This window comes from Streptomyces sp. Ag109_O5-1, assembly GCF_003814875.1.
Classification (GTDB): Bacteria; Actinomycetota; Actinomycetes; order Streptomycetales; family Streptomycetaceae; genus Streptomyces; species Streptomyces sasae.
In genome coordinates this window covers 38,955-61,282 of sequence record NZ_RKQF01000003.1, presented here as the reverse complement: position 1 = coordinate 61,282, position 22,328 = coordinate 38,955, and the positions used below count along the sequence as shown (strand labels likewise).

Below are 22,328 nucleotides of genomic sequence, written 5' to 3'. Positions count from 1 at the left end.
GTGGGCGCTAGTGACAGATGGAACGACCAAACGGTGACAACTGCCGCGATCAGAACTGCCCAAACCCCAGGTCGATTGCCGCTCCGAGCTATCCTGTCTCAGGCGATCTGGTCCCTGTCTCAGATGATCTGGTCCGATTCGCTTGCCGTCTCAGATGATCTGGTCCGTGCCACCGGAGCTTGAGCGCGCTGGTCCGAGACCTGGGCAGGACGCCATCAGCACCCCGGTTCCACGGCCGTCATGTCGCCACAGCCATGAGGCACGGCGCGAGCACCACCAGCAGCCGCGTAGCGCGAAGGTGCGGCGGACCGGGCGCAGACGTCATTGCTACGGTCGGTGGATGAAGAGCTGGGACGAGGGCGGTGTCCGCGCTCGGATACGGGACATGGCGGCACGAGACCCGGAGCGGTCGCGTTTCGGGGCGGGCACACACCGGTACGAGCTGGCGCCAGCGCTGCCGGAGGCGGAGATCAGGGCGTTCGAGGAAGTCCACGGCATCAATCTGTCGGCGGAGTACCGGTCCTTTGTCGCGGAGGTGGGCAACGGGCCTGCTGGGCCCGGCCACGGGTTGATGCCGTTGACCGTCCCTCGCCCGGAGGCCAGCGAGGACTGGGCGGTGGACGACGAGTGGGAAGAAGACCGGCTGCCGGGCCGACTCGCCGAGCCGTTCCTTCTCGCCGAACCCCTGCCTGGCCGGATCGGCGCATCGACCGGTGAGCTGACCGGGGGCACGCTCATGCTGGCCGAAGAGGGCTGCGGCATCTACATCAGGCTGGTCTTGAACGGCCCACGAGAGGGCGAGGTCTGGCAGATTGACCCGGACTGGGGTGGCTTCGTCCAAGTGAGCCCCTGCTTTCGCACCTGGTACACCGAGTGGCTGCAGTAGTTGACCCAGCCACTCAAACTTGGATGGCGCAGGCTCAACTTTTGCTGGCACGGGACACTGCTGTCGGTGAGGGGGGCAGGCTGCGCCTATGAGTTATGACCTTGCTGTGTGGGAGGGCGAGCGGCCAGCGGATGACGCCGCTGCGGCCCGGTGTTTCACCGATCTGTACGACCGATACATAGACACGGAGGAGCCAGCGGTTCCTCCAGTGGAGCGAATAGCGACCTTCGTCTCCGCGCTCTTGGAGCGGTGGCCAGATCTCACGAGGACGAGGACGACATCTCGCCGTGGTCGACCGGTCCGCTGATCGGGGAGGCCCGCGGTCCGCTGATCTACTTCCCCATGCGCTGGAGCATGGCGGTGGAGGCATCTGCCTACGCGTCGGGGGTGGCTTCGTCGATGGGCCTCAACTGCTTCGACCCGCAGGCACGGCAACTTCGGCCCTGACGATGGCCCGGGAGCGGCCTAGTGCAGCGCCGCGTTGATCCTTCGGGGGTTCATGCGGCTTTGAGTGGGCTGCCGTCGTAGGTCCAGCCGTAGGGCTTGGCGTCGTGTTCGTCGTAGGCCAAGACGAAGGTGGCGCTCGACGATGCCAGCGAAGGGAACCTCGCCCGCTGGGGATCTCAGGGTGTAGCCAGCACCACCCTCAAGAGGGAAGCCCGCATGATCGAGCGTCAGGGCGGGGCCGGGCAGGATCGTGCCCGTGAACACTACCTCGAACCGCAAGCGCCGTATCAGCGCTGTCGCAATCCTAGGTCTCGCCGCATCAGTGGCCGCGACCGGCACCGGACTCGCTGCCACGACCCCGCCGCCCACATTGCACGCGACCGCCGCCACAACTGCCGCCGCGCCCACGCCGTCCTTCCAGGGCACGCTCCCCGCGCCGACCGGCCCCTACGCCGCCGGCGAGGACGTCATCCACCTCACCGATGCGAGCCGTCCCGACCCGTGGGTGCCGTCATCCGGCCCCCGCCAACTGACCGTCACGATGGTCTACCCGGCCGTCCCCGGGACCGGGACTCCGGCCCCTTACATGACCCTCGCCGAGGCAGCCGGAGCCATCCAGCACCGGAAGTTACCGGCGAGCTCCGGCGTCACCCCACAGAACCTTTCCAGCGTCACCACTCACGCCTTCGACGGCGCGCGGCCGCAACGCGGCAAGCATCCGCTGGTGGTCCTCTCACCCGCGTACGAGGACCCGCGCATGACGCTCACCTCGCTCGCGACCGACCTGGCCAGTCACGGCTACGTCGTCGCGCTCGTCGGCCACACCTACGAGGACAGCGGCGAGACGCTGGCGAACGGCCAGACGCCGCCGTGCGCGATCTGCGATGACCCGGCGCTCGACTTCGACTCCGTCGCCGCCAGCCGCGCGCTGGACGTGTCCTTCGCGATCGACCAGTTGACGCATGGCAATACCGGGTGGCCCCTGGCCCACCTCATCGACAAGCACGAGATCGGCATGGCCGGACACTCCCTCGGCGGAGCGGCGGCCGCCGCCACGATGATCGCCGACCCGCGAGTACGGGCCGGAGTGAACATGGACGGCACCTTCCACCCGGCCCCGATGCCCGGCCAGATCAACCGGCCGTTCCTCATGCTGGGTGCGGCCGTCAACCACGCGCCCGGCGGCGACGACTACACCGTGTGGGAACAGAGCTGGGCTGCCCTCGGCGGCTACAAGAAGTGGCTGACGGTCGCCGGCGCCGACCACTTCAGCTTCACCGACCTGGACCTGCTTCTGGAGGAGGCCGGGTTCCCGACGCCGCCCCTCTCCCCGGAACGCGGGGTGGTGATCACCCGCGAGTACGTGACAGCGTTCTTCGACCAGACGCTGAAGGGGATCCACAGTCCGCTGCTGGACGGCCCCTCGCCGAACAATCCGGAAGTAGCCTTCCAGTACTAGGGTGCGTTTCAGAAGTGGATCTTGATGTGTCAAGATCCACTTCTGAAACGCACCCTAGTTCGCCGGAGGCGGAGGCTTCGGCGAGGCCAGCCGGGGTGCAGTACCAGTAGCTCTGCTGGGCGCGGTTGGTCCGGCCGACCAGAGCTGGGGATTCGGCGAGCAGGTTGCGCAGCGCGCGACGGACGTGGTCGGTGCCCTGCTGGTGCGGCAGCAGCAGCGCCTTGAGCTGGCGGGGTGTGGCCAGGCGCAGCTGAGCGAGGGTGAGCAGGACCTCGCCGCGGATGTCCGCTCCGGCCTTTGTCGCTGCGGCTTTCCGGGCCCGGGACGCTTCTCCAGGCACATCAGTGCTGGGAGAAGAGGAGTTGCAACCGGCCCGGGCGGGCGAATCGGGGGTCTGATCAGCGACAACCGTCAGACGCTGGCTCGCAGCTGCGGGGCTGGGAGCGTGGCTTGCTACAGGGCTCGGTGCGGGGCTCGTAGTCGCAGCGCCGCGGGACCCGGTCGGCGGGGTCGGCGGGACGGGCTGAAGGGGGGCGGTGGTCATCGCGTCCTCGGGATTCTCCGGCCGTACGCGGCCGGATCGGTGACAGGTCCGGCCGCACACGCGAGGCGTACGGGCCGGAGCCACCGTGAGAAAGCACCCCTTGTCCGCGACCTGACGGCCACCTCTCCAGGGTGTCCGTTATGACCCTTGACTACCCCCTTGACGAGACGGTTCGTCCGTGACCGACGTCATGAGCAGTGGCCCGCCCCGGCTCCGGAATCTGTCCACAGGCCAGGGGCTGCACCGTAGGGGTTCGGCCGGGTGCAGCAGGCGCCCAGCGCGCGAACAGTGAGGAAGCGTCATGGAGACGACGACGTCGAAGGTGTCCCAGCTTGCCCCGGAGCAGATCGCGCGGGCCGCCGACTATGTGGAGCTGGTCTGGCGGTACCAGGACAGCGAGCAGGACAAGGCAGCGCTCGCGGAGTTCCACGCCGACGGCCAGGAGCTGGCGGTGCTGGTCGGCGAGTTCGGCGCGCTGCTGCTGGCCGACTACATCAGCGTCGTGCCCGATGAGCACACCGACTGCGAGTCCGGGTACGTCCTCGGGCAGCTGGTGGCCGTGGCGAGCCGGTACCTCAAGCGCTGGTGCCTGGCCGGTGGCGGGGCGCAAGCTGCCTGGATCGCGGCAGGGTTCCTGATCGAGTGCATGCAGGAGGTCGACCAGGTCCACCAGTTCCTGGCCGACGTCCGCGGCAACGTCGGCAGCGGGTACGGACTGGCCACGGCCTGAGGGACCGGTGAGGCGCGCGGTCGATGTCGTCGGCCGCGCGCCTCGGTGCGCATCGGGTGCGCGCGGCGCGGTGAGTTGTGCGCGACGGAGCGCGCCCCTGCCGGATGGTGCGCATGGAGCTTCCGCCAACTTGAAGTCGCAGGTCAAAGGGCTGGCGTGACGGTCGTTCGGGGTACTCGCGCTGGCCGTGGGCGGAAGTCCGCAAAGTAGATCGTCCGTCAGGGGATGAGTTGGGTTCTTGCTTGAAGTCGATGGACGGAGAATCCCCGTCCGAAATGAAGATGATCAGTAGTCGCTCAGACCTCTAGCCTGACGGCCATGACCTCACCTGCCTATCCTCCAAAGCCTGTGCCCGGTGATCGCATAGCGATCATCTCCCCTTCGTCCGGATTGCCCGGGCTCTTCCCTCTTCCATACGAGCTGGGGCTCAAGCGTCTGCGTGAGGATTTCGGCCTCGAACCCGTGGAGTACCCGACCACTCGCAAAATGGGATCCACGCCCAGGGAACGCGCCGACGATATCCACGCTGCGTTCGCCGATCCCTCGGTCAGGGCGGTGATGGCCAGCATCGGTGGCGACGACCAGATCACCGTGCTTCCATTGCTGGACCGCGAGCTGATCCGCGCCAACCCCAAGCCGTTCTTCGGCTCAAGCGACAACACCAACCTGCTGCTCTTCCTGCATAACCTGGGCATCGTCGCCTATCACGGCGCCTGCGTGATGACCGAGATCGGCCGCCCGACAGCACTCCATCCCACCACCGCCGAGTCGGTGCGCGCGGCCCTGTTCACCTCGGGCCCCTACGAACTCCACCCCGCCAAGCGCTACCGCGACACCGCCCGCGACTGGGCCGACCCGGCCACCTTCGAGACGGAACCGGACTCGCAGCCCGCCGACGGCTGGATCTGGCATCAGCCCGACCACGTCGTCACCGGCCGTGCCTGGGGTGGCAACCTGGAAATCCTGTCGTGGTTGCTGATGGCCGACCGCGAGATCGAACGCGATCCTGCCGTTTACGAGGGCGGCGTGCTGTTCCTGGAGACATCAGAGGAAATGCCGAGCGGGGAGGCTGTTTTCCGGATCCTGCGCAACATGGGAGAGCGCGGCCTGCTGGCGCGCTTCCCAGCCCTGTTGATGGGCCGCGCCAAAGCATGGTCCTTCCAGCAGCCGAACAACGAGGGGGACAAGCGGCGCTACGCCGCTGAGCAGCGCGACGCGGTGCTGCGTGCGCTGGCCGCGTACGCCCCACACACCATGGTGGTGTTCGACGTCGACTTCGGGCACACCGATCCCCAACTGGTGATCCCGTACGGCGGAACGGTCAGCGTGGACGGCCCCGCGCAGCGGATCACGGTGACGTACTGACGGCTCTGAACACCCTCAGCTCACCACAAAGGACCAGAAACAGGCCCTCACCAGCAGGCGCACAGTACGATCCGGTGCATGGACCCCGAGTTACTGAAACGGATCACCGCGCGGCGCGCTGAACTGGACGAACTCGAAGAACAGCTGGCCAAGGAGCTGGCAGACGTACGGGCCGAGCGCGACGGACTCGCCGTCGCCGAACGCGTCCTTGAACGGGTGAGCGAACAGCTCGCCAACGAATGAGCATCGGTCACGCCGGCGCCCGGGCAGGTGGGCGGACGAGCGGTGACGCTGATCCCGCACCGCACGTCAGGCGTGGAGGAGAGCACACTCCCGCCGGACTACCAGCGCATTCTCGCCGCCGTGCGGCAGGCCGCCGGACCGGTCATGGCCCGGCAGGTCGGTGACGCGCTGGGAATCGACGTCAGCGTGCGGGCCAAGCTGGAACCGCTGCGCGGGAGACTGGTCAGACCCGTCGACCGCGGCTGGCTGCGCAAACTACCCGACGGCCGGTTTACCACCTGCCTGTGACCAGGGACGCCAGCGCTTGATGGGGTGGTGGCGTAAACGGGGTGCCCCCGGCGGCCGTTGGAACTGTGTGACGAGATCCAAAGAACGCGCCGAGGACACCTGGCCTCTTGATTACCAGTGCCCTCTGCCGCTGTCCACGAGCACCGTCAAGTACCTCGCCGATCTACTGCGGCCACCTGAAGGCGATTCGGTCCAGGTGCCGGATCCTGCCGCCCGGGAGGATCACGGTGATCGTCCTGGCCGTGCTGCGCCACGACCAGCGCCTGGCCGACATGGCCGGCGGCAACAACGTCTCCGAGTCCACCGTCCGCCGCCGGCGCGACGAGCTGATCACCCTGCTCGCCGCGCAGGCCCCACGTCTGGACCGCGCCCTGAAGAAGGTCGCCAAGCAGGGCGGGTAGGTGGTCCTGATCGACGGCACCCTCATCCCCACCCGGCGCCGCGCAGGAAAGGCCGACCGACGAAACTACTCCGCCAAACACCGCCATCACGGCGTGCACTTCCTCGCCCTGACCGACGAGAAAGGCCGCCTGATCTGGCTGTCCGCCGCCCGGCCCGGCCGCACCCACGACATCACGGCCGCCCGCCACGACCACATTCTGGCCCACCTGCGCGCCGCCGGTCTCGGCGCACTGGCGGACCTCGGCTTCCGCGGCCTCGACAACGACGTACGCGACCCCGTGATCGTCACCGGCTTCACCGCCACCCGCGCCCACAAGCTCACCCCCGGCCAGAAGACCGCCAACCGAATCCTCGCCACCGAACGCGCACCGGTAGAACACGGATTCGCCCACCTCAAGAACTAATCCCTTTCCAAGAGCACTCGGCGGGAGCTCTGCAGTTCCCAAGGTGTTCGAATCGGGTGCTGGATGCATGCCTTCTCAAGAACGGGCCTTGACGCCTTCCGCCAGACCGGCAGCATCCAGCACCCGCGAGTGTCAACACCCCTGGACCACTCGTTGGTGTTGGTGGTGCGAGCCGATTCCGCGGTGACCTCTTGATACGCCCGAGCCATTCGAGCTCCTACGCAGACCGAGGCCCGTGGGATGTGCTGGTGCCACGAACGGCTCGTGAGGTGGCGGCACGCCGCGCAGCGGTTGATGCCTGGGATTAGTGCGACGCGTGGCCCGCATGCGCTCGTGACCAGCGCAAACATCAGCACATCAGGAAGGAACTGCCTTGATCTACTGTGGAATCGACTGGGCCGAACGCACCCACGACGTGGCCCTGGTCGACGACACCGGCAGGTTAGTGGCCAAGCGGCACATAACCGACGACGCCGTCGGCCACAAGGTCCTGCTGGAGCTGCTCGCCGAGCACGGCGACACCGAGGCGACGCCGATCCCAGTCGCTATCGAGACCTCCCGCGGCCTGCTGGTCGCCGTGCTGCGGACTGGCAAGCGGAAGGTGTACGCGATCAACCCGCTGGCCGCCGCCCGCTACCGCGACCGGCACAGCGTCTCGCGCAAGAAGTCCGATCCCGGCGACGCCCTGGTCCTGGCGAACATCCTGCGCACCGACATGCACGCCCACCAGCCGCTGCCCGACGACTCCGACCTCGGGCGGGCGATCTCCGTCCTCGCACGCGCTCAGCAGGACGCCTTGTGGAACCGGCAACAGCTCGCCAACCAGCTCCGTTCCCTGCTACGCGAGTACTACCCGGCCGCCCTGAACGCGTTCGCCACCTGGACCAACGGCCTGTGCCGACCCGAGGCCCGTGAGCTCCTCAAGATCGCCCCGACCTCGACGCAGGCAGCGCAACTGACCCGCGCCCAGGTGCAGGCGGCCCTCAAGCGTGCCGGCCGCCAGCGCGGCATCGAAGCCGAGGCCGATCGCCTCCGTAACATCTTCCGCGCCAAGTGGGCCCACCAGCCACCGCTCGTCGAGGACGCCCTCGGCAAGCAGATGCTCGCCCTCCTCATGCAGCTCGACGCCGCTTGCACTGCCGCCGACCAGCTCGCCGAGGCGGTGGAAGAAGCGTTCCCTCAGCACCCCGACGCCGAGATCCTGACAAGCTTCCCCGGCCTCGGCGTCCAGCTCGCCGCCCGGATCCTCGCCGAAATCGGCGACGACCGCACCCGCTTCGCTGACGCCCGCGGCCTGAAGGCATACGCCGGCTCCTCACCGATCACCCGCGCCTCCGGCAAGAAGTCGAGCATCACCCGCCGCTGGGTGAAGAACGACCGGCTCAACCACGCCGGATACCTCTGGGCCTTCGCCGCGCCGAACGGATCACCTGGTGCCAAAGCCCACTATCGTCGCCGTCGCGACGAGCACGGAGACTGGAACGCCGCAGCCCGCAGGAACCTGTTCAACCGCTTACTCGGCCAGCTCTACCACTGCCTGCAAAAGCGCGAGTTGTTCGATGGGTGTAGCTCGCTTGCAGGGACGCTGCGAGCTGGAAGTTTGCTGATGTGGCTGCCTGTGGTGGGGCTGGCTCGTAACGTCGGGGCATGATGCGGCCGAGATGGCCTTGCTGCCCCTTGGCCAGGCCATCGGTCACAGAATGACGCTCTCCAGGACCTGGTTGAGTTTCTCCAGCGGCCCGTGAAGGATTCCCATGGCACTGAGCATTGAGGACCGCACCGTCATCTCCGAGTTGATCGCGATGCACGGTCATCTGTGCGACGAGGGAGAGTTGGACCGGCTGGATGAGTTGTTTACCGACGACGTCGTCTACGACATCTCGGACTTCGGCCAGGAGCCGCTGACGGGAGTGGAGGCCATCCGAGCGGCGGCTGTCTCCTTGGGTGACGCGAATCCCGTGGGTCATCACGTGACGAACATCGTCCTCACGGAGGGAGACGACGGCCAGGTGCACGCCCGTTCCAAGGGCATCGGCATCAATACGGACGGCACGAGCGGCAGCGTGACCTATGAAGACACCTTTGTGCTCACCGGCCAGGGCTGGCGCATCAGTTACCGCAAGGTCGTCGCACGGCGGGTGCCGTTGGGCGGGCGGAGGAAGTGAAACGGGCACAGCCCCTTGCAGGAAGCCCGGATGTAGATCTCGCTGGGGCGAAGGCCGCTGATCAGGCTGTGAGGCGGTGGTCGTGTCGGTCGGGGGTGGGGTAGAGGCGTTCGTGTTCGCGGGCGAGGTGGTGTCGCCAGTACTCCTCGAAGTCGCCGTTGTCTTTCAGCGCGCGGAGTTTGAGGATGGCTTCGGAACCGGCCAGGCCCCAGCGTGACCCGGTAATGGCGAGCCTGTCGGCGATGATGTGGCGGCAGGCACCCTCGATCGGGCCGGTGGCGATCGGCCAGCCGGAGGCCAGCGCGGTGTCGTAGTGCAGGCGGTCCGCGTGATGGGTGAGGTAGCGGATGCAGGCGTCGGCGCCCTCGCGGCTGGTCCCGCGCAGTCCGCCCTGGTCTGCCTGCGTGGTGATCTCGGCAACGGCCCGGGCGGCCTGACCGTGCAGGATGGTCGTCAGGTGGCCGGCGGCCCAGGCTTCGCACTCGGGGGTGCCGGGCTGGTGGAAGCGATGGGCCGCACCCCAGACATATTCACTCACATGCACGATGTCGATCAGGATGTGCACCCCGACGCCGCGCCGGTCGGCCTCGGCCTGGACCAGATCGATCTGGTGGTGGGCGCCGTCGACGAGCACGAGCCAGTCCCTCGCGTGGTCCCGGTCGCGGGCCTCGGCCTGGTCGAAGGCGGCGGCGACGGTGTGCTCGGCAGGGTGGATCACCGAGCCGTACAGCCACTTCGCGGCCGCCCTCGGCCCCGGCCGGGGCGGCCGGTTGCCGCCGCGTCCCTCGGGCGGGGCGATGATGTCGTGCGGACGACGCACTGCGGGATCGGCATCGAACACACAGGCCATCGTGGCCATACGCTTCCGGTTCGGTTTCTCGCCCGGCGCCAGTCTCGTGCGCATCGCCTGCTTCTTGTCCCGGTGCGCTTTCAAGGTCGCGGGCCGCAGGGCTTCGGGCCTCATGACGATGCCCTTGCCGTCGACCTGCAGGACCAGCGCGGTGGACGCGGTCGCCGGCATGGGCACCCGTAAGCGGTAGAAACTGTCGATGTCGCGGGCCGCCTCGATGACCAGGTGCTCCGCCTGCCGCTTGCCCAGCACCTTCCCGCACCGCCGGTCGATCGCCTCTTTGGCCTGGTCATAGGACCCGCGGACGGCCTCGGTGACCGCAAGCTGGCGCAGGCCGTGCGAGTGCAGCCCGGCGGGCAGCGAGAGGCTCGCGTCGAGCGGGCAGACGTTGCTCATCGACCTGCCCCGCCACGCGGTCCGCGTCACGGTGACCGTGCCGAACACGCAGGCCAGACGCCGGCAATGCCCCGGCTCACGATGCGGGCGGACCTTTCCGTCCGCGCCACGGACCACCTCCCGCTCCCCTTGCCGCACATGGTCCCGCTCACGTCGCTCCCGCAGCTCCAGATGGGCCTGGAACAGCAGCCGCAGCAGCTCACGACCCCGCGCCTCGATGAGGTCTTCCAGGCCGTGGTGGGGCAGTGCGGTCGACTCCGAGGCGGCCAACACCCCTGTCAGGCGGTCGAAGGCCCTTGCCGCGGCGGCGAACGGATCGATGGCGTCGAAGGCGTCGTACGGTTCCACAACGGCTCTTCTTTCTTCCGCGCTTCGGTCTGGCTGGTTACCTCCGAAGTTAGAGAGAAGAGCCTTTATCGTTCTGCGAGTTCACTTGATTCCCCACGTCCCGGCCCGGGTGGGCCGCCGTGAACTGCCCCGGCGCGTCCTCCGCCAGCCAGCCCCGTTCCACCAGACGCTTCAGCTTCCCCCGGGTCCCCTCGATCTTCGCGGTCACCGCCGGCAGGCCGATCCTCGGCACGATCTGTTTCGCCTGCACCAGCTTCGCGGCGTCCATGACGACCTCGACGATGTCCCGGTACACATCTGGCAGCACGTCCACCGAGAGCCCCTCCCGCCAGTGCGGCACCATGATCGCCCCCACCACCCGCACCCCGGGCTCCACCACACCCTCCGGCTCCGAGCCCCCGGCCACCGGCACAATCGCCCCGGGTCCACCCAGATCCGCGATCACCTCGGCCACCGTCTCCCGCGTGATCCGCAACCGCGACCACGCCTCCCGCTCACCCTCAAGACGCGCGGTCAACTCCACGATCTCGGCCTCCAGGGCCTCCACCCGGGCACGGGCCGCCGCCTCCCGCGCCTCCAAATCCTCGATCAACGACCCCATCAGCGTCGCCTCCTCCACCCAACACGGTAGAGACCCGACCACGCCACCATCATCCGCAAAGGCATTCTCCCAGCTCAAACCGTCCCCCGAGGAGAGCTACACCCAAAGAGGAACCCAGCACCACATGACGGCCGACACGTCGCGCCGCCGGCCGAAGTTCACGCTGCCGTTCGGCGGCACCTGCTCCACGCTTCCGGCGCACACCGGCCGGGGGTTGCCGCGGGCCGCCGTGCCGTACGGTGCCGGTGAGGGGACGCCGGGGGCACGGCGGGGAGGCCGGGGAGGGCATGCGGCGCCGGCCGGGTCACGGCGACGACGGCACCACCGGAGACTTCACCCGCTCCGCGTCACCGATCGTCTGCCACAGCTCCAGCGCCCGTCCGTGGCGCCGGCGCGCCAGGTCGTGGGCGCCGGCGGCGGCGTGCAGGTCGCCGATCAGCTGCCAGCACGCGGCCTCGTCGTGGCGGTCGCCGTGCCGGTGGAAGAGGTCCGCCGCGCGCTCCAGCGCCGGCACGGCCCCGTCCCGGTCCTGCCGGCCGGCGTACACGCGGCCGACCTCCAGCAGGGTGTACGCGGCGCAGCGCTCGTCGGCCAGCTCCTCGAAGGTGGCCAGCGCCTGCCACAGGCAGCGCAGCGCCTCGTCCTGATCACCGCGCAGGTCGTGCAGCCGGCTGAACCGCCGCAGCACGACCGCCACCCGGTGCCCGTCGTCGAGCGCCCTGGCCTGGCGCAGGGCCTCGCCGAACCAGGACTCCGCCTCGCCGAGCTCGCCCTGCATGAGCCGCATCACGGCCATCGAACAGGTCAACTGTGCTTCGAGGTGTTGGTCACTCCCGCCGACCGCGAGGGACAGCGCCCGTTCGACCCGGTCGGCGGCCTCGTCGTAACGGCCCTGCACCCGGCTGATCGTGGCCAGCATCGCCACCGACAGCGCCTCGCCGCGCTTGTCCCCGCCGTCCTGGCACAGCCCGATGGACGATTCCAGGGTGCGGACCGCCTCGTCGAACTCGTCCCGGTAGATGTGCAGCTGGCCGAGATTGCGCAGCAGCACCGCCGCGCCGCGCCCGTTTCCCGCGGCCTCGGCCGCCCGCAGCGCCAGCCGGTGCCCGTGCTCCCAGTCCTGGTACAGGCACCGATGGTCGTAGTACGTCGCCGGGCCGGCGGCCAGCTCCCAAGCCAGCTCGTCCAGTCCCCAGTCCACGGCCAGCTTCACCGCGCCGAGCAGGGTGTCGCGTTCCACGTCGAACCAGCCGGCCGGGTCGGCCATCAGCCGGTCCACCACCGCGTCCGGCAGCGCCCGGCGCGGCGCCGAACCGGGCTCGGCGACCAGCGGTCCGGCCGGCAGCCCGTCGGTGCCGCGCCCGGTCAGGTCCAGCCAGGCGGACAGCACACGGACCATCGCGTCCCGCTTGTCCGCCGCAGGCAGCCGGGCGGCGGACTCCACGGCACAGGTCCTGATCAGGTCGTGCAGCCGGTAGCGCGGCTGGCCGATGGCGTCGGTGGCGGTGAGCCGCACCAGGCTGGCGTCGACGAGGGTGTCCAGCACCTCCTCGGCGTCCGGGCGGTCCAGCAGCGGTCCGACCACCCAGCCTGGCAGGGTATAGGGGCCGAGCAGACCCAACAGGCTCAGCGCGCGCACCGCGTCGTCCGGCAGCAGCCGCAGGCTCAGCTCGACGCTGGCTCGCACGCTGAGGTCCCCGATCCTCAGCTCGGCCAGCCGACGGGACTCGTCCTCGATGCGTTCCCGCAGCACCCGCAGCGTCCAGGCCGGGCGGCCGGTGAGCTTGGCGCCGGCGATCCGGATCGCCAGCGGCAGGTTGCCGCAGCAGTCGAGGATCGCGTCGGCCTCCTCCGGTTCTCGCTCGACCCGCCGCCGCCCGACGATGCCGGTGAACAGCTCCCGCGCCTCTGCCGGGCTCAGCACGTCCAGGTCGATGTGCCGGGCGCCGGGGAGCTGCGTCAGCAGGGTGCGGCTGGTGATCAGTACGGCGCAGCCGTCGGCCCCGGGCAGCAGCGGCAGCACCTGATCGGCGTGGCCGGCGTCGTCCAGCACCACCAGCATCCGGCGGCCCACCAGTAGCGACCGGTACAGCGCGGCCCGCTCGGACAGGCCGTTCGGGATCGCGCTGCCGGCGATCGAGAGCGCGCGCAGCGCTTCGGCCAGCATCAGCGCCGGGTCCCGCGGCTCGTCCGACGTCCCGGCGAGGTTGAGGTAGAGCTGGCCGTCGGGGAAGGCGGCGCACGCCAGCCGCGCGGCGTGCGTCACCAGAGTGGACTTGCCGACGCCGGGGCCGCCCACGACGACGGTCACCGGGGCCCGGTCCGGTGCCGGCCCGCCGAGCAGCCCGGCGACCTGAGCCAGCGCGTCGGCCCGGCCCACGAAGTCGGGGACGTCGAGCGGCAGTTGGCGTACCGGCATGGCCACGTCCGGTTCGCCGGCCGCCGCGCCCGAACCCTCCGGCCGCGGGTCCGGGGCACTGCTCGCCCCGGCGGGGACCGCGAGGCCGGGATCGGCGACCAGGATGCGCCGGTGCAGCGCCTGGACCGCGGGGGTGGGGTCGACGCCCAGCTCGCCCGCCAGGGTCCGGCGCAGCCGGTCGTACACCTGCAGCGCCTCGCCCTGCCGCCGGCACCGGTAGAGGGCGACCATCAGGTGCTCGGCGACCTGCTCGTCGTAGGGGTGCTCGCGCAGCAGGGCGGCCAGCTCCTCGACGACCTCGCGGTGGCGCCCCAGGTCGAGCTCGATACCCAGGCACAGTTTGCGGGTGGCCTCGCGCCGTTCGTTCAGCCGGGCCGCGTCGAACTCCAGGACCCGGCTGGAGATGTCGACCAGGGCGTCGCCGCGCCAGCAGGCCAGCGCGCGGCGCAGTGCGGCAGCCGTCTCGTAGGGGGTCCCGTGTCGTTCGGCGAGCTGCCGCTCGTGGTCGAACTCCAGCAGGTCGAGCTGGCCGGGGTCCAGGTGGATCTGGTAGCCGCCGCGGCGGGTGCTGATCAGGGAGCCGGGCGCTCCGCACGCGGCGAGGTTGCGGCGCAGCCCGGAGACGGCGTCCTGCACCTGGCGGACCGCGGTGGCGGGTGGCTTCCCGTCCCACATCACGGCGACCAGCCGTTCCATGGCGACGACGTTGTTGGCGTCGACGAGCAGCGCGGCCAGCATCTTGGTCTGCCGCGGTCCGTCGAGTCGGACGTCCTGCCCCGTGATCTGGGCGTGTAACGGTCCCAGCACGCCGAATCTCATTTTCTCCCCCGGCCGCGATCACCGCCGATCCCCCTGGCCGACCTCGCGTTAGGACGAATCTAGGACGGCCTGCGGGCCTGTGTCCATACCGTCACTGAGGGCTGTGCGGCCCGTCACCGCACAACGGAGTCAATACGTGAGCAACAGCGGCGAAACGTCCAGGACGCCCGACCATCGCCGACGGCGGTCCGCTGTTGCCGGAAAGAGGGGGAAGACCGGTATGAAGGTACTTGAGTCACGCGGCGGTTCCCGCAGGCGGCGGACGGGTGCGGTTCTGGCGGCCGCGGCCGTCGCGGCGAGCCTGCTCACCCTGGCCGGGCCGGTCTCCTCGGCCAGCGCCGCCGGCTGCTACGGCAGCGGGTGCACCGGTAAGGACCCGCAGGCCACCGGGTGTTCCGCCGACGCGACCACCATCGAGAGGGTTGCCGCTCCCGACCGTGACTACGGCTATGGCGACCTGCGCTACTCGCCGTCGTGCGGCGCGTACTGGATCAAGACGGTCTCCTGGTCCACCTCCGTTCCGATCGGAGGCAGCGTGTACGGCGAGGCCTCCCTGAACGGCACGTGGATCCCCTTCTGGGCCGAGAACACTCCCGGCCTCCTGGCCGGCGGTTCGCAGTGGTCGCCGATGATCGGCGGCTACCCGCACTACGAGATCTCGGTCGAAGGCTGAGCCCCCTCTCCTGTCCGCGCTGCCCCACTTCACGCTCCACCCACCTCAAGGAGAAAAAAGCATGGGTACCCGGTTCAAGCGGGCCACCGCGTCCGGCACGGTGCTCCTCGCGGCGGCGGCCGCCGCCGGTTTCGCGGGCGGCACCGCCCACGCCGACGACGACCTCTGGATCAACCGCACCGTCGGTGTCTACTCCGCCCCCTACGCGACCTCGAGCAAGGTCGCGCCCGACCTGCATGCGGGTGACACCGTCGCTGTCAACTGCTGGACGGTCGGCGGCAACGTGGGCACCTACGGAGACGTCTGGTACCACGCGGTGAGAGAGGGCTACACCAGCGGCGAGAAATGGATCGAGGGCTGGGTCTTCGCTCCCTTCGTCGACGGCGCCAACGACTTCCACACCGGCGCGATCCCGAAGTGCCCGTGACCCCCTAGCCCTTCCGGGTCCCCTCCCGCGCGTCCGGCGAGCGCCAGTCCCGCTCGCCGGACGCACGCTTTTCCGGCGCCGTGGCCACCGAGAGGGCACAGAACCCCCAGGGGGCATGGCCAGCATGGCGATGCCCTACCGCTTCACCATCACCGGCCCGGACGGGAAGCCCGTCACCGGCTTCGCCGTCGACCAGACCGAGAAGCTGCACTTCTACGCCATCCGCTCCGACCTCACCGGCTTCCGGCACCCGGCTGACCACCATGACCTCGATGAACCGGCCCGAAGGACGGATCCAGGACGCGCGAAGGACTCCGGTCCCTAACGTCACCGCGGGGGTGGCCACGTTCGTCAACCGACCTGGCCGAGTCCCGACTTCGGCACACCGCCGCACCGGCACAACCGCGTACGGCACACCGGCGTACCCGTGTACACCCGCCGATCTCCGCGACCCGGCGCGCCCGCCCGGGGCCGCGCCGGGTCGCCGCCGGGACCGCCGACGTGGCCGCCACGACAAAAAAAGGGGGAACACATGAGATCCGTTCGCAGAAGAAAACCCGTCACTGCCGCAGCTGTCGGCGCGGCCCTGGTGGGGCTCATATGCGCGGTTCCAACCCAGACGGTTGCGAGCGCGAGTACCGCGTCAGCGGGTACGGCCGTGCACGGCGGCCGTCAGGCCGCCGGAGGGGTCGCGGAGCCCGACACGAAGCTCGGCAAAGGCTGGCGGACCTCCGGCGACCGCGCGGTGACATCGGTCGCTGACAGCGACGGCGTGCACGTGCTGGTCGCCGACAGCAAGGACGCCTACGCGTGGCGGACCGCCGCCGTGCTGTCCGAACCGGGCATGCCCGCCGACACCTGGATCGGCAACCAGTGCCTCATCGACCCCTCCCACGCGGCCGTGGTCTACGCCCCGCGTGCCTTCACCGACCACGAGGACCTGATGCTGGGCGGCGCGTTCACCGCCATCGTCGACCTCGACAAGGGCACCGTCACCAAACTGCCGTTCACCGCGTCCCTGGCCTACTTCGACCCGTCCTGCAACCCCGCCACCCGTACAGCTGCCTTCACCGCGTTCCGCGAGGACAAGACGCGACTGATCACGGTCGACACCACCGGCCGCACGGCGGCCGACACCACCGTCACCGGACAGGTGACCTCCGCAGTCCCCGTCGCCGACGGCACCGTGGCCGCCCTGTACCACCACGTGGTCCACATCAGCCGGTCCGGCACCACGCGGAATCTGGCCGCCACCGACAGCGTGCCCTTCGACATCCGCCCGGCAGCCGACGGCACGATCGCTTTCCTGGACCGCACGCACACCACCGCGCACGCCAAAACCCTGCACAGCGGCAGGATCTCCACCCTCGCCACCGGCGGCCTTGCCGACCTGTCCCTGCAACAGGCCGGGACCAGCAGCGTGTTCCTGGCCGGACATCCCAAAGGCGCGGTGCACACCGCCGGCACGGGCGTCACGCGCATCGACGCTGCCGCCGACACGGACGTGTCCACCAGGGGTCTCCTGGCCGTGGACCCGGTGCTGTCCCCCGCTGTCCGCGCCGGCCTGTCCCGCATCGCCGACGCCGGCCGCCACTTCAGCGGGGCCGAACCGGCCGCCGAAAGCGCCCCTGCCAGCGGTAACGGGCCGCTGACCCTCACCGCCACGGCGACCGCCACCGGACAGAACGTCACCGAAGCGGTGGCCGTCCCCGCCGCGCCCTCCGGCACGAACCGGTCCCCCGCCCTGACGGGCGCCGACGGCGCCTCCCATCCGCACAGCGGCCTGACCGGCGCAGCGGACACCATCGACCACGATCCCGTCGACACCGACCGCTGGTGCTCCGTACCCCGCAACGACATCAACACACAGGCCCTGCAGCCCACACCCAACCAGGTCGAGTGGGCCGTCGACATGGCCGTACGCGGCAACCTGACCGCCAACTGGATCACCCAGGGAGGCTGGCGCACCCAGATCGGGCTTGCCACCATCGACCCACAGGCACTGTTCCCGGTACCGGCCCTGACCGGTGGCGGCCGTATCCCTGCCCAGGTCGAACTCGGCGTCCTCGCCCAGGAATCCAACCTCTGGCAGGCCGAACCCGGTGCGATCCCCGGCCAGATGGGCAACCCGCTGGCATCGACCGCCGGCTTCTACGGCCACAGCGGACCGGCCCCGAACGACTACTGGAAGATCGACTGGACCAAGTCCGACTGCGGTTACGGCGTGGGCCAGATCACCGACGGCATGCGCATGGCCGGCCACGAGAAGCCCGGCGAGACCGCCCTGGATCCCACCGTGCAACGAGCCGTCGCGCTGGACTACACCGTCAACGTGGCCGCGTCGCTGCAGATCCTCGCGGACAAGTGGAACGAGGTCCACACCAGCGGCCAGACCGTCACGGTCAACAACGACGACGCCTCCAAGCCGGAGAACTGGTTCGCCGCGGTGTGGAACTACAACCTCGGCTTCAACCGGCCCGCCGGCGCCCCGGGCGTTCCATGGGGGCTGGGCTGGTACGACAACCCCGCCAACCCCATCTATCCGCCCTCCCGTCAGGCGTTCATGGACACCACCCTCGACTCGAACGCCAACCACGACGCCGCCCACCCGCAGGACTGGCCCTACGAGGAGAAGGTGATGGGCTGGGCCGCATGGTCCATCGACACCGGCCACTCCTACGGCACCTCCGGACGCCAGGACTGGCCGGGCGACAGCGGCTACTCCTCCACCGGATTCCGGCCCTCCTGGTGGGACAGCGACGAGGACCGCAGCCGCATCAAACCCCCGCTCGACACCTTCTGCACCACCGCCAACGCCTGCGACATCACCAACCCGCCCCCGTGCGAGACCCAGCACATCGACGGCTGCGACCAACTCCACTGGTGGAACAACGAGAACACTGTCTGGAAACCCGACTGCGTCACCACCTGCGGCCACGAAAGCATCAAGTACCAGACGCTTCGCGCCGAACCAGGCCGCGGCTACCGCCTCCAGTACGGCACCCCCGACTGCACCGCACCGCCCGCCGGCTCCCTCGTCGTCCACTCCGTCCCGGCCGGCACCAACAGCTGGAGCGACTGCGGCACCACCACCTCCCAAGGCACCTTCCAGTTCACCTTCTCTCCCGACACCATGGGCCTGTACGAAGCCAAGGGCGACCTCCACCAGATCGGCGGCGGCTACCAAGGCCACTTCTGGTACGCCCACGCCCGCGACAGGAGCAGCCTGGGCGGCGACGGCGGGCGCATGACCGTGCTCGGCCAGTGGACGCTGAACTCCGCCCTTCCCCAGCCCCAGGGCGAGGTCTTCGTCCACATTCCCGACACCGGAGCGCAGGCCACGCAGGCCGTCTACCGGATCGACACCGCGTTCGGCCCCGTCAAGAAGACGATCAGCCAAAAGGCCAACGCATCGAACAAGTGGGTCTCCCTCGGCGCCTACCGCTTCAACGACAAGGCGCCCCAGGTGAGCCTGTCCAACACCGTCAACACGGGCAACGCCGACGACGACATCGCCTGGGACGCCGTCGCCTTCGTCCCCGGGGACTACGGGATACCCAACGGCCCGGCGATCGACCTGACACTTCCCGACCCCGTGCCCACCAGCCCCAACCCGGACCCGACGCTCCAGGCACCGGACGCCCTGGTCACACTGCCCCTGCCGATCGGCGGCGCCAACCGGGCACCGGCCTCCAGCGCCAAACCCTCGCTGCACTGCGGACCGGTACGGGGTGGCCTGCAGGTCTGTACCCGATCGGCCCCGCGGGCGAAATCCGCCGGGCTCAGGGCCGCGCTACCGCCGACCGACAACGGAGACTGGTGCGACGATTCCATCCCCGGCGTGGCGGCGACCCGGCGCGTCGAGTGCGAGAACCGCGACTATTACGTGGTCCTCAAAAAGGACGGTGTGGTCGAGGCAATGGCGCACTACAACCTCAGACGGGAACTGGATCTGAGCGACGCGTCCACGTTCGTGGAGTACCTGACCGCCACGCCGGAATCCATTCCGCCGGAAATGGCCACGATCGAGTTGACCATCCAGCACACGTGCAGCTCCGGCTGCACACCCAATGACGCCGGCGCCGGGTGGAGCAGCCCACCGGTCTGGGTGCTGGGCGACGGCCACATAGCCGAACTCACCACCCAGTACTCGTGGGACAACAGTACGGCGGGCAAAACTTACTCATTCAAGCCGGACTTGGAGATCCAGGCCGAGGTTACGCCCGCCGAGGGAGGGGCGGCAGTCCAGCAATACGTCAACCAGTGGAGCGCGGACAACCCGACTCGGCTCGACGAAGTCCGCTGCGACACGGTCATCACCACGGCCGGTGGCTGCGTCTTCGGCAACTACGCCCCGACGTTCACCTTCAACGCGGCCAAGTACCCGCAGGCGGCGGCGCACGCCTGGCTGGTCCAGAGCCAGTTGCACAACCATCCCGGCAGCCGCGCCCTGCAGAAGCCGCTCTACTACATGCCGGGCGGACGGAACGGCCAGAACAGGGCGGTCATCTGCGACGAGGCTGGATGGGCGGCCGCCAACGGGGATGCCGCCGTGCTGAGCGGCACCAGCGACACCCTCAGCTGCGACGAGTTCGCGGGCAACGCCACGTACAACAGCGGAGGGATGCCCGCCGCCAACGACGGACTCAACCCGGTGTTCTCCGGCAGCGAGTGCCTGCAGACGTACGCGACGATGGTGAATGGGACCGTCCACCTGTACAACATCGGCGGCTACGCGCCCCAGTGGACCGAGGTGTGCGGACGCTCGTCCATATCCAATACGCAGAACGGTGGCTCGATGAACCAGTTCCCCGGATTCGCCAGGAACATGCGGCTGATGGATCGCGACGCGTACTGGCTGGACACCGGGATGTCCGCTCAGTGCACTCCGAACGGCAGGTCGCTCCACTGCGCCATGCTCGTCACCCCGTGACCGGCACCTGACGCTCGCCGAGGCCGTGGGCCGTGGACTTGGACCCACGGCCCACGGCCCTACGCGGGCCCGATCGGCACCCACCCGGACGGTACGGTGCGGGAGTCCCGCGCGTCCCTCCACGACAGCCATTCGTCGGCCACTCCGGCACTGAGGACTCCTGCGTGCACCGCACCGCCGTGGAGTTCGTCGGCGACACCCTCGATCCACTCCGCGAACGTCTCTCCCGACTCCCCGGGCTAGGTGAACGCGCCACCGTGCACATTCCACCCCAGACGGCCGGTCGGGGCGTCGATGAAGTTCCACAAGTGCGGCTCGCCCGTCTCCATCGCGCATGCGGGAACCCAGGGACGCGGCCGCATGTGCTCGACGTCCAGAATCCCTGCCAGCACGTTCGCATGGCACCCGACGGCCTCGCGCGGCGGGAACACGTCGTAGCCCCGAAGCACCCTCAGCCCGTCCGGGCCGCTCCCCAGCTCGCCGCCACCGCACACGGACGACAACGCGCGCAATTCCGGCGGCAGCACGCCCATCGCGGCCTCCGCCTCCTCGACCGCGGACGGCTCATACTCCATGAGCCGATGCTAACCTCCGCAGCCGCGCACCGGGCCGCAGCCACACACGGGGCGGCGGCGCGGTGGGGCGCCCGCTGAGCCCCGCTGAAGCCCGTGGTGCCGATCGGCACCGGGTCCGGCGAGCGATGGAGGCTGGGCAGTCACGGGCACTTGGGGATGGTGCCATCGTGGAACGCGGGCGGCCCGTCGAGGCAAGGCCCGAACGCCCAGCCCCCGGTGCAGCTCTCACGGCTCGGGCAGACCTCCATCACCACGTGGTACCGGACGTCGCCGTAGTCGCCCAATCCGGCCATGGGCGCCTTCGGCGGCCTCCGCGCCCGGCGCCGATCCCCCCGGCCGACCTCGCACTAGGACGAATCCAGGACGGCCGAAGGACCCGGGTCCATAACGTCAACGCAGGGGTGGCGAGCCGTGCCCACGCAACGAAAGGGACAGCAGTGAAGCGTTCGCTCCCGGCGGCAGTGGTGGCCATGACCACGGCCGTCGCCGCTGTCGCCACGACCGAAGTGGCCAGGCCCATGGCTGACCGACGGATCGGCGGGATCGCAACTTCTCACCGGGCCAAGCTGCCAGGTCCAGCCGGGGCAACACGCCCTTGAACGCCGGATGAGTCACCACCATCGCAATCGACGCGATGCCAGCCACCCGCTGGCGCTCGACTGCCGCACCCCACGCGGGGCGGGGCCCGAACGCTGCGTCGCACACCGGGCCCGTGAGCACCAGTAGTCCTAAGGAGAGACATGAAGCACACGTCACAGCCAACTCAGCGAACCCGTACGACAGGCGATTTCAAGCGGCGCGGCGCCACAATGGCGATCACCGGCCGGGTAGCCGGGGCCCGCAGGAAGCTCGCAACGGTCGCCGTCGCCGGCGGCATCCTCGCCGGCGGTGTCGCAGTGGCCGCACCGGCCAGCGCCACCGTCGTCAACATCAGTTGCCCGACCAACGGGGTGACCGTGTACAGCTCAAACGCAAATGGAGAAGCAGACTACTGCTACGGATTGCGCCGGGACGGGAACACCGGTCCCGGCTGGGCCAACATTCCCGGCACGTGGGCGGTCGGCAGTGGCGTCAACACCGGCTACGTCGAGGATCCTTACGGCTGGATCCCGGTCCGCTTCACGCCCGGCAGCATGGTTCTGCCCGACTGCGGGAGCGGTTGTTATTGGACGACAAGGTGGGTCTACATCACCAACTAGCGTCAGCCGCCTTTGCGCGGCCCGGGGTGGACACTGTCCGCCCGTCCGGGCATGCCTCACGCAGACCCGCATCGTGAAGCTCGCCGCACTCAGCCCGCCTTCCCGGTCGTGGCGGCCACCGGTCACCGCGGTGGCCGCCAGCACCGAACAGGGGG

The 22,328-nt window shown here is 69.5% G+C and carries 20 protein-coding genes; 16 read left to right on the top strand and 4 right to left on the bottom strand.

Going from position 1 to position 22,328, the window contains the following annotated elements; genetic code table 11:
* The first annotated feature begins 340 nt into the window (after positions 1-340).
* The 11 genes from EDD90_RS54750 to EDD90_RS54705 all read left to right on the top strand — a co-directional run bounded on the left by EDD90_RS54750 (position 341) and on the right by EDD90_RS54705 (position 8,933).
* A complete protein-coding gene (locus EDD90_RS54750) occupies positions 341-886 on the top strand; it encodes an SMI1/KNR4 family protein (RefSeq protein WP_123982957.1) in 546 nt (181 codons plus the stop codon).
* Between the two features lie 249 nt (positions 887-1,135).
* Positions 1,136-1,333, top strand: coding sequence for a hypothetical protein (locus EDD90_RS58440; protein ID WP_260328887.1), 198 nt, complete (start codon positions 1,136-1,138; stop codon positions 1,331-1,333).
* 256 nt (positions 1,334-1,589) lie between these two features.
* The gene (locus tag EDD90_RS54740) at positions 1,590-2,792 is read left to right on the top strand and encodes an alpha/beta hydrolase (RefSeq protein WP_185149752.1); all 1,203 of its coding nucleotides are present in this window, start codon (positions 1,590-1,592) and stop codon (positions 2,790-2,792) included.
* Positions 2,793-3,637: 845 nt separating this feature from the next.
* Positions 3,638-4,066 (top strand): hypothetical protein, encoded by a 429-nt coding sequence (locus tag EDD90_RS54730; protein WP_123982955.1) that lies wholly within the window; start codon positions 3,638-3,640, stop codon positions 4,064-4,066.
* Positions 4,067-4,384: 318 nt separating this feature from the next.
* Positions 4,385-5,431, top strand: coding sequence for a S66 peptidase family protein (locus EDD90_RS54725; RefSeq protein WP_123982953.1), 1,047 nt, complete (start codon positions 4,385-4,387; stop codon positions 5,429-5,431).
* A 78-nt stretch (positions 5,432-5,509) separates the two neighbouring features.
* Positions 5,510-5,674, top strand: a complete 165-nt coding sequence (locus EDD90_RS58435; protein WP_260328886.1) for a hypothetical protein — start codon at positions 5,510-5,512, stop codon at positions 5,672-5,674.
* Between the two features lie 42 nt (positions 5,675-5,716).
* On the top strand, positions 5,717-5,962 hold the full coding sequence (locus tag EDD90_RS58430; protein ID WP_260328885.1) for a hypothetical protein: 246 nt from the start codon (positions 5,717-5,719) through the stop codon (positions 5,960-5,962).
* Positions 5,963-6,189: 227 nt separating this feature from the next.
* The gene (locus tag EDD90_RS58425; protein ID WP_260328884.1) at positions 6,190-6,363 is read left to right on the top strand and encodes a hypothetical protein; all 174 of its coding nucleotides are present in this window, start codon (positions 6,190-6,192) and stop codon (positions 6,361-6,363) included.
* Positions 6,364-6,768, top strand: a complete 405-nt coding sequence (locus EDD90_RS58420; RefSeq protein ID WP_260328883.1) for a transposase family protein — start codon at positions 6,364-6,366, stop codon at positions 6,766-6,768. It begins immediately after the preceding gene.
* 373 nt (positions 6,769-7,141) lie between these two features.
* The gene (locus EDD90_RS54710; RefSeq protein WP_260328882.1) at positions 7,142-8,419 is read left to right on the top strand and encodes an IS110 family transposase; all 1,278 of its coding nucleotides are present in this window, start codon (positions 7,142-7,144) and stop codon (positions 8,417-8,419) included.
* A gap of 103 nt (positions 8,420-8,522) precedes the next feature.
* Positions 8,523-8,933: a nuclear transport factor 2 family protein gene (locus tag EDD90_RS54705; RefSeq protein ID WP_123982949.1), complete on the top strand. Its 411-nt coding sequence runs from the start codon at positions 8,523-8,525 to the stop codon at positions 8,931-8,933.
* 61 nt (positions 8,934-8,994) lie between these two features.
* Here EDD90_RS54705 and EDD90_RS54700 read toward each other — a convergent pair whose 3' ends face one another.
* From EDD90_RS54700 to EDD90_RS54690, 3 genes are all read right to left on the bottom strand, one after another.
* On the bottom strand, positions 8,995-10,527 hold the full coding sequence (locus EDD90_RS54700) for an ISKra4 family transposase (RefSeq protein ID WP_123982947.1): 1,533 nt from the start codon (positions 10,525-10,527) through the stop codon (positions 8,995-8,997).
* A 49-nt stretch (positions 10,528-10,576) separates the two neighbouring features.
* Positions 10,577-11,128, bottom strand: a complete 552-nt coding sequence (locus EDD90_RS54695; protein WP_123982945.1) for a hypothetical protein — start codon at positions 11,126-11,128, stop codon at positions 10,577-10,579.
* A 304-nt stretch (positions 11,129-11,432) separates the two neighbouring features.
* Complete coding sequence (locus EDD90_RS54690; RefSeq protein ID WP_185149751.1) at positions 11,433-14,354, bottom strand: BTAD domain-containing putative transcriptional regulator; 2,922 nt, start codon at positions 14,352-14,354, stop codon at positions 11,433-11,435.
* A 232-nt stretch (positions 14,355-14,586) separates the two neighbouring features.
* Between EDD90_RS54690 and EDD90_RS54685 the strand changes: the two genes are divergently transcribed.
* The 4 genes from EDD90_RS54685 (at position 14,587) to EDD90_RS54670 (ending at position 20,399) form a co-directional block, all read left to right on the top strand.
* Positions 14,587-15,039: a DUF2690 domain-containing protein gene (locus tag EDD90_RS54685; RefSeq protein WP_123982941.1), complete on the top strand. Its 453-nt coding sequence runs from the start codon at positions 14,587-14,589 to the stop codon at positions 15,037-15,039.
* A gap of 61 nt (positions 15,040-15,100) precedes the next feature.
* Positions 15,101-15,466 (top strand): hypothetical protein, encoded by a 366-nt coding sequence (locus EDD90_RS54680; protein ID WP_123982939.1) that lies wholly within the window; start codon positions 15,101-15,103, stop codon positions 15,464-15,466.
* Between the two features lie 115 nt (positions 15,467-15,581).
* Entirely contained in the window at positions 15,582-15,791 is a 210-nt protein-coding gene (locus EDD90_RS54675; RefSeq protein WP_123982937.1) for a hypothetical protein, read from the top strand.
* 333 nt (positions 15,792-16,124) lie between these two features.
* Positions 16,125-20,399: a Tat pathway signal protein gene (locus EDD90_RS54670; RefSeq protein WP_123982935.1), complete on the top strand. Its 4,275-nt coding sequence runs from the start codon at positions 16,125-16,127 to the stop codon at positions 20,397-20,399.
* 239 nt (positions 20,400-20,638) lie between these two features.
* On the opposite strand, the gene EDD90_RS54665 is transcribed toward EDD90_RS54670, so the two are convergent.
* A complete protein-coding gene (locus tag EDD90_RS54665) occupies positions 20,639-20,974 on the bottom strand; it encodes an SMI1/KNR4 family protein (protein ID WP_123982933.1) in 336 nt (111 codons plus the stop codon).
* A gap of 740 nt (positions 20,975-21,714) precedes the next feature.
* Between EDD90_RS54665 and EDD90_RS54660 the strand changes: the two genes are divergently transcribed.
* Positions 21,715-22,173 carry a hypothetical protein gene (locus EDD90_RS54660; RefSeq protein ID WP_123982931.1) on the top strand — a complete coding sequence of 153 codons (459 nt, stop codon included), beginning with the start codon at positions 21,715-21,717 and terminating at the stop codon, positions 22,171-22,173.
* Positions 22,174-22,328: the final 155 nt, after the last annotated feature.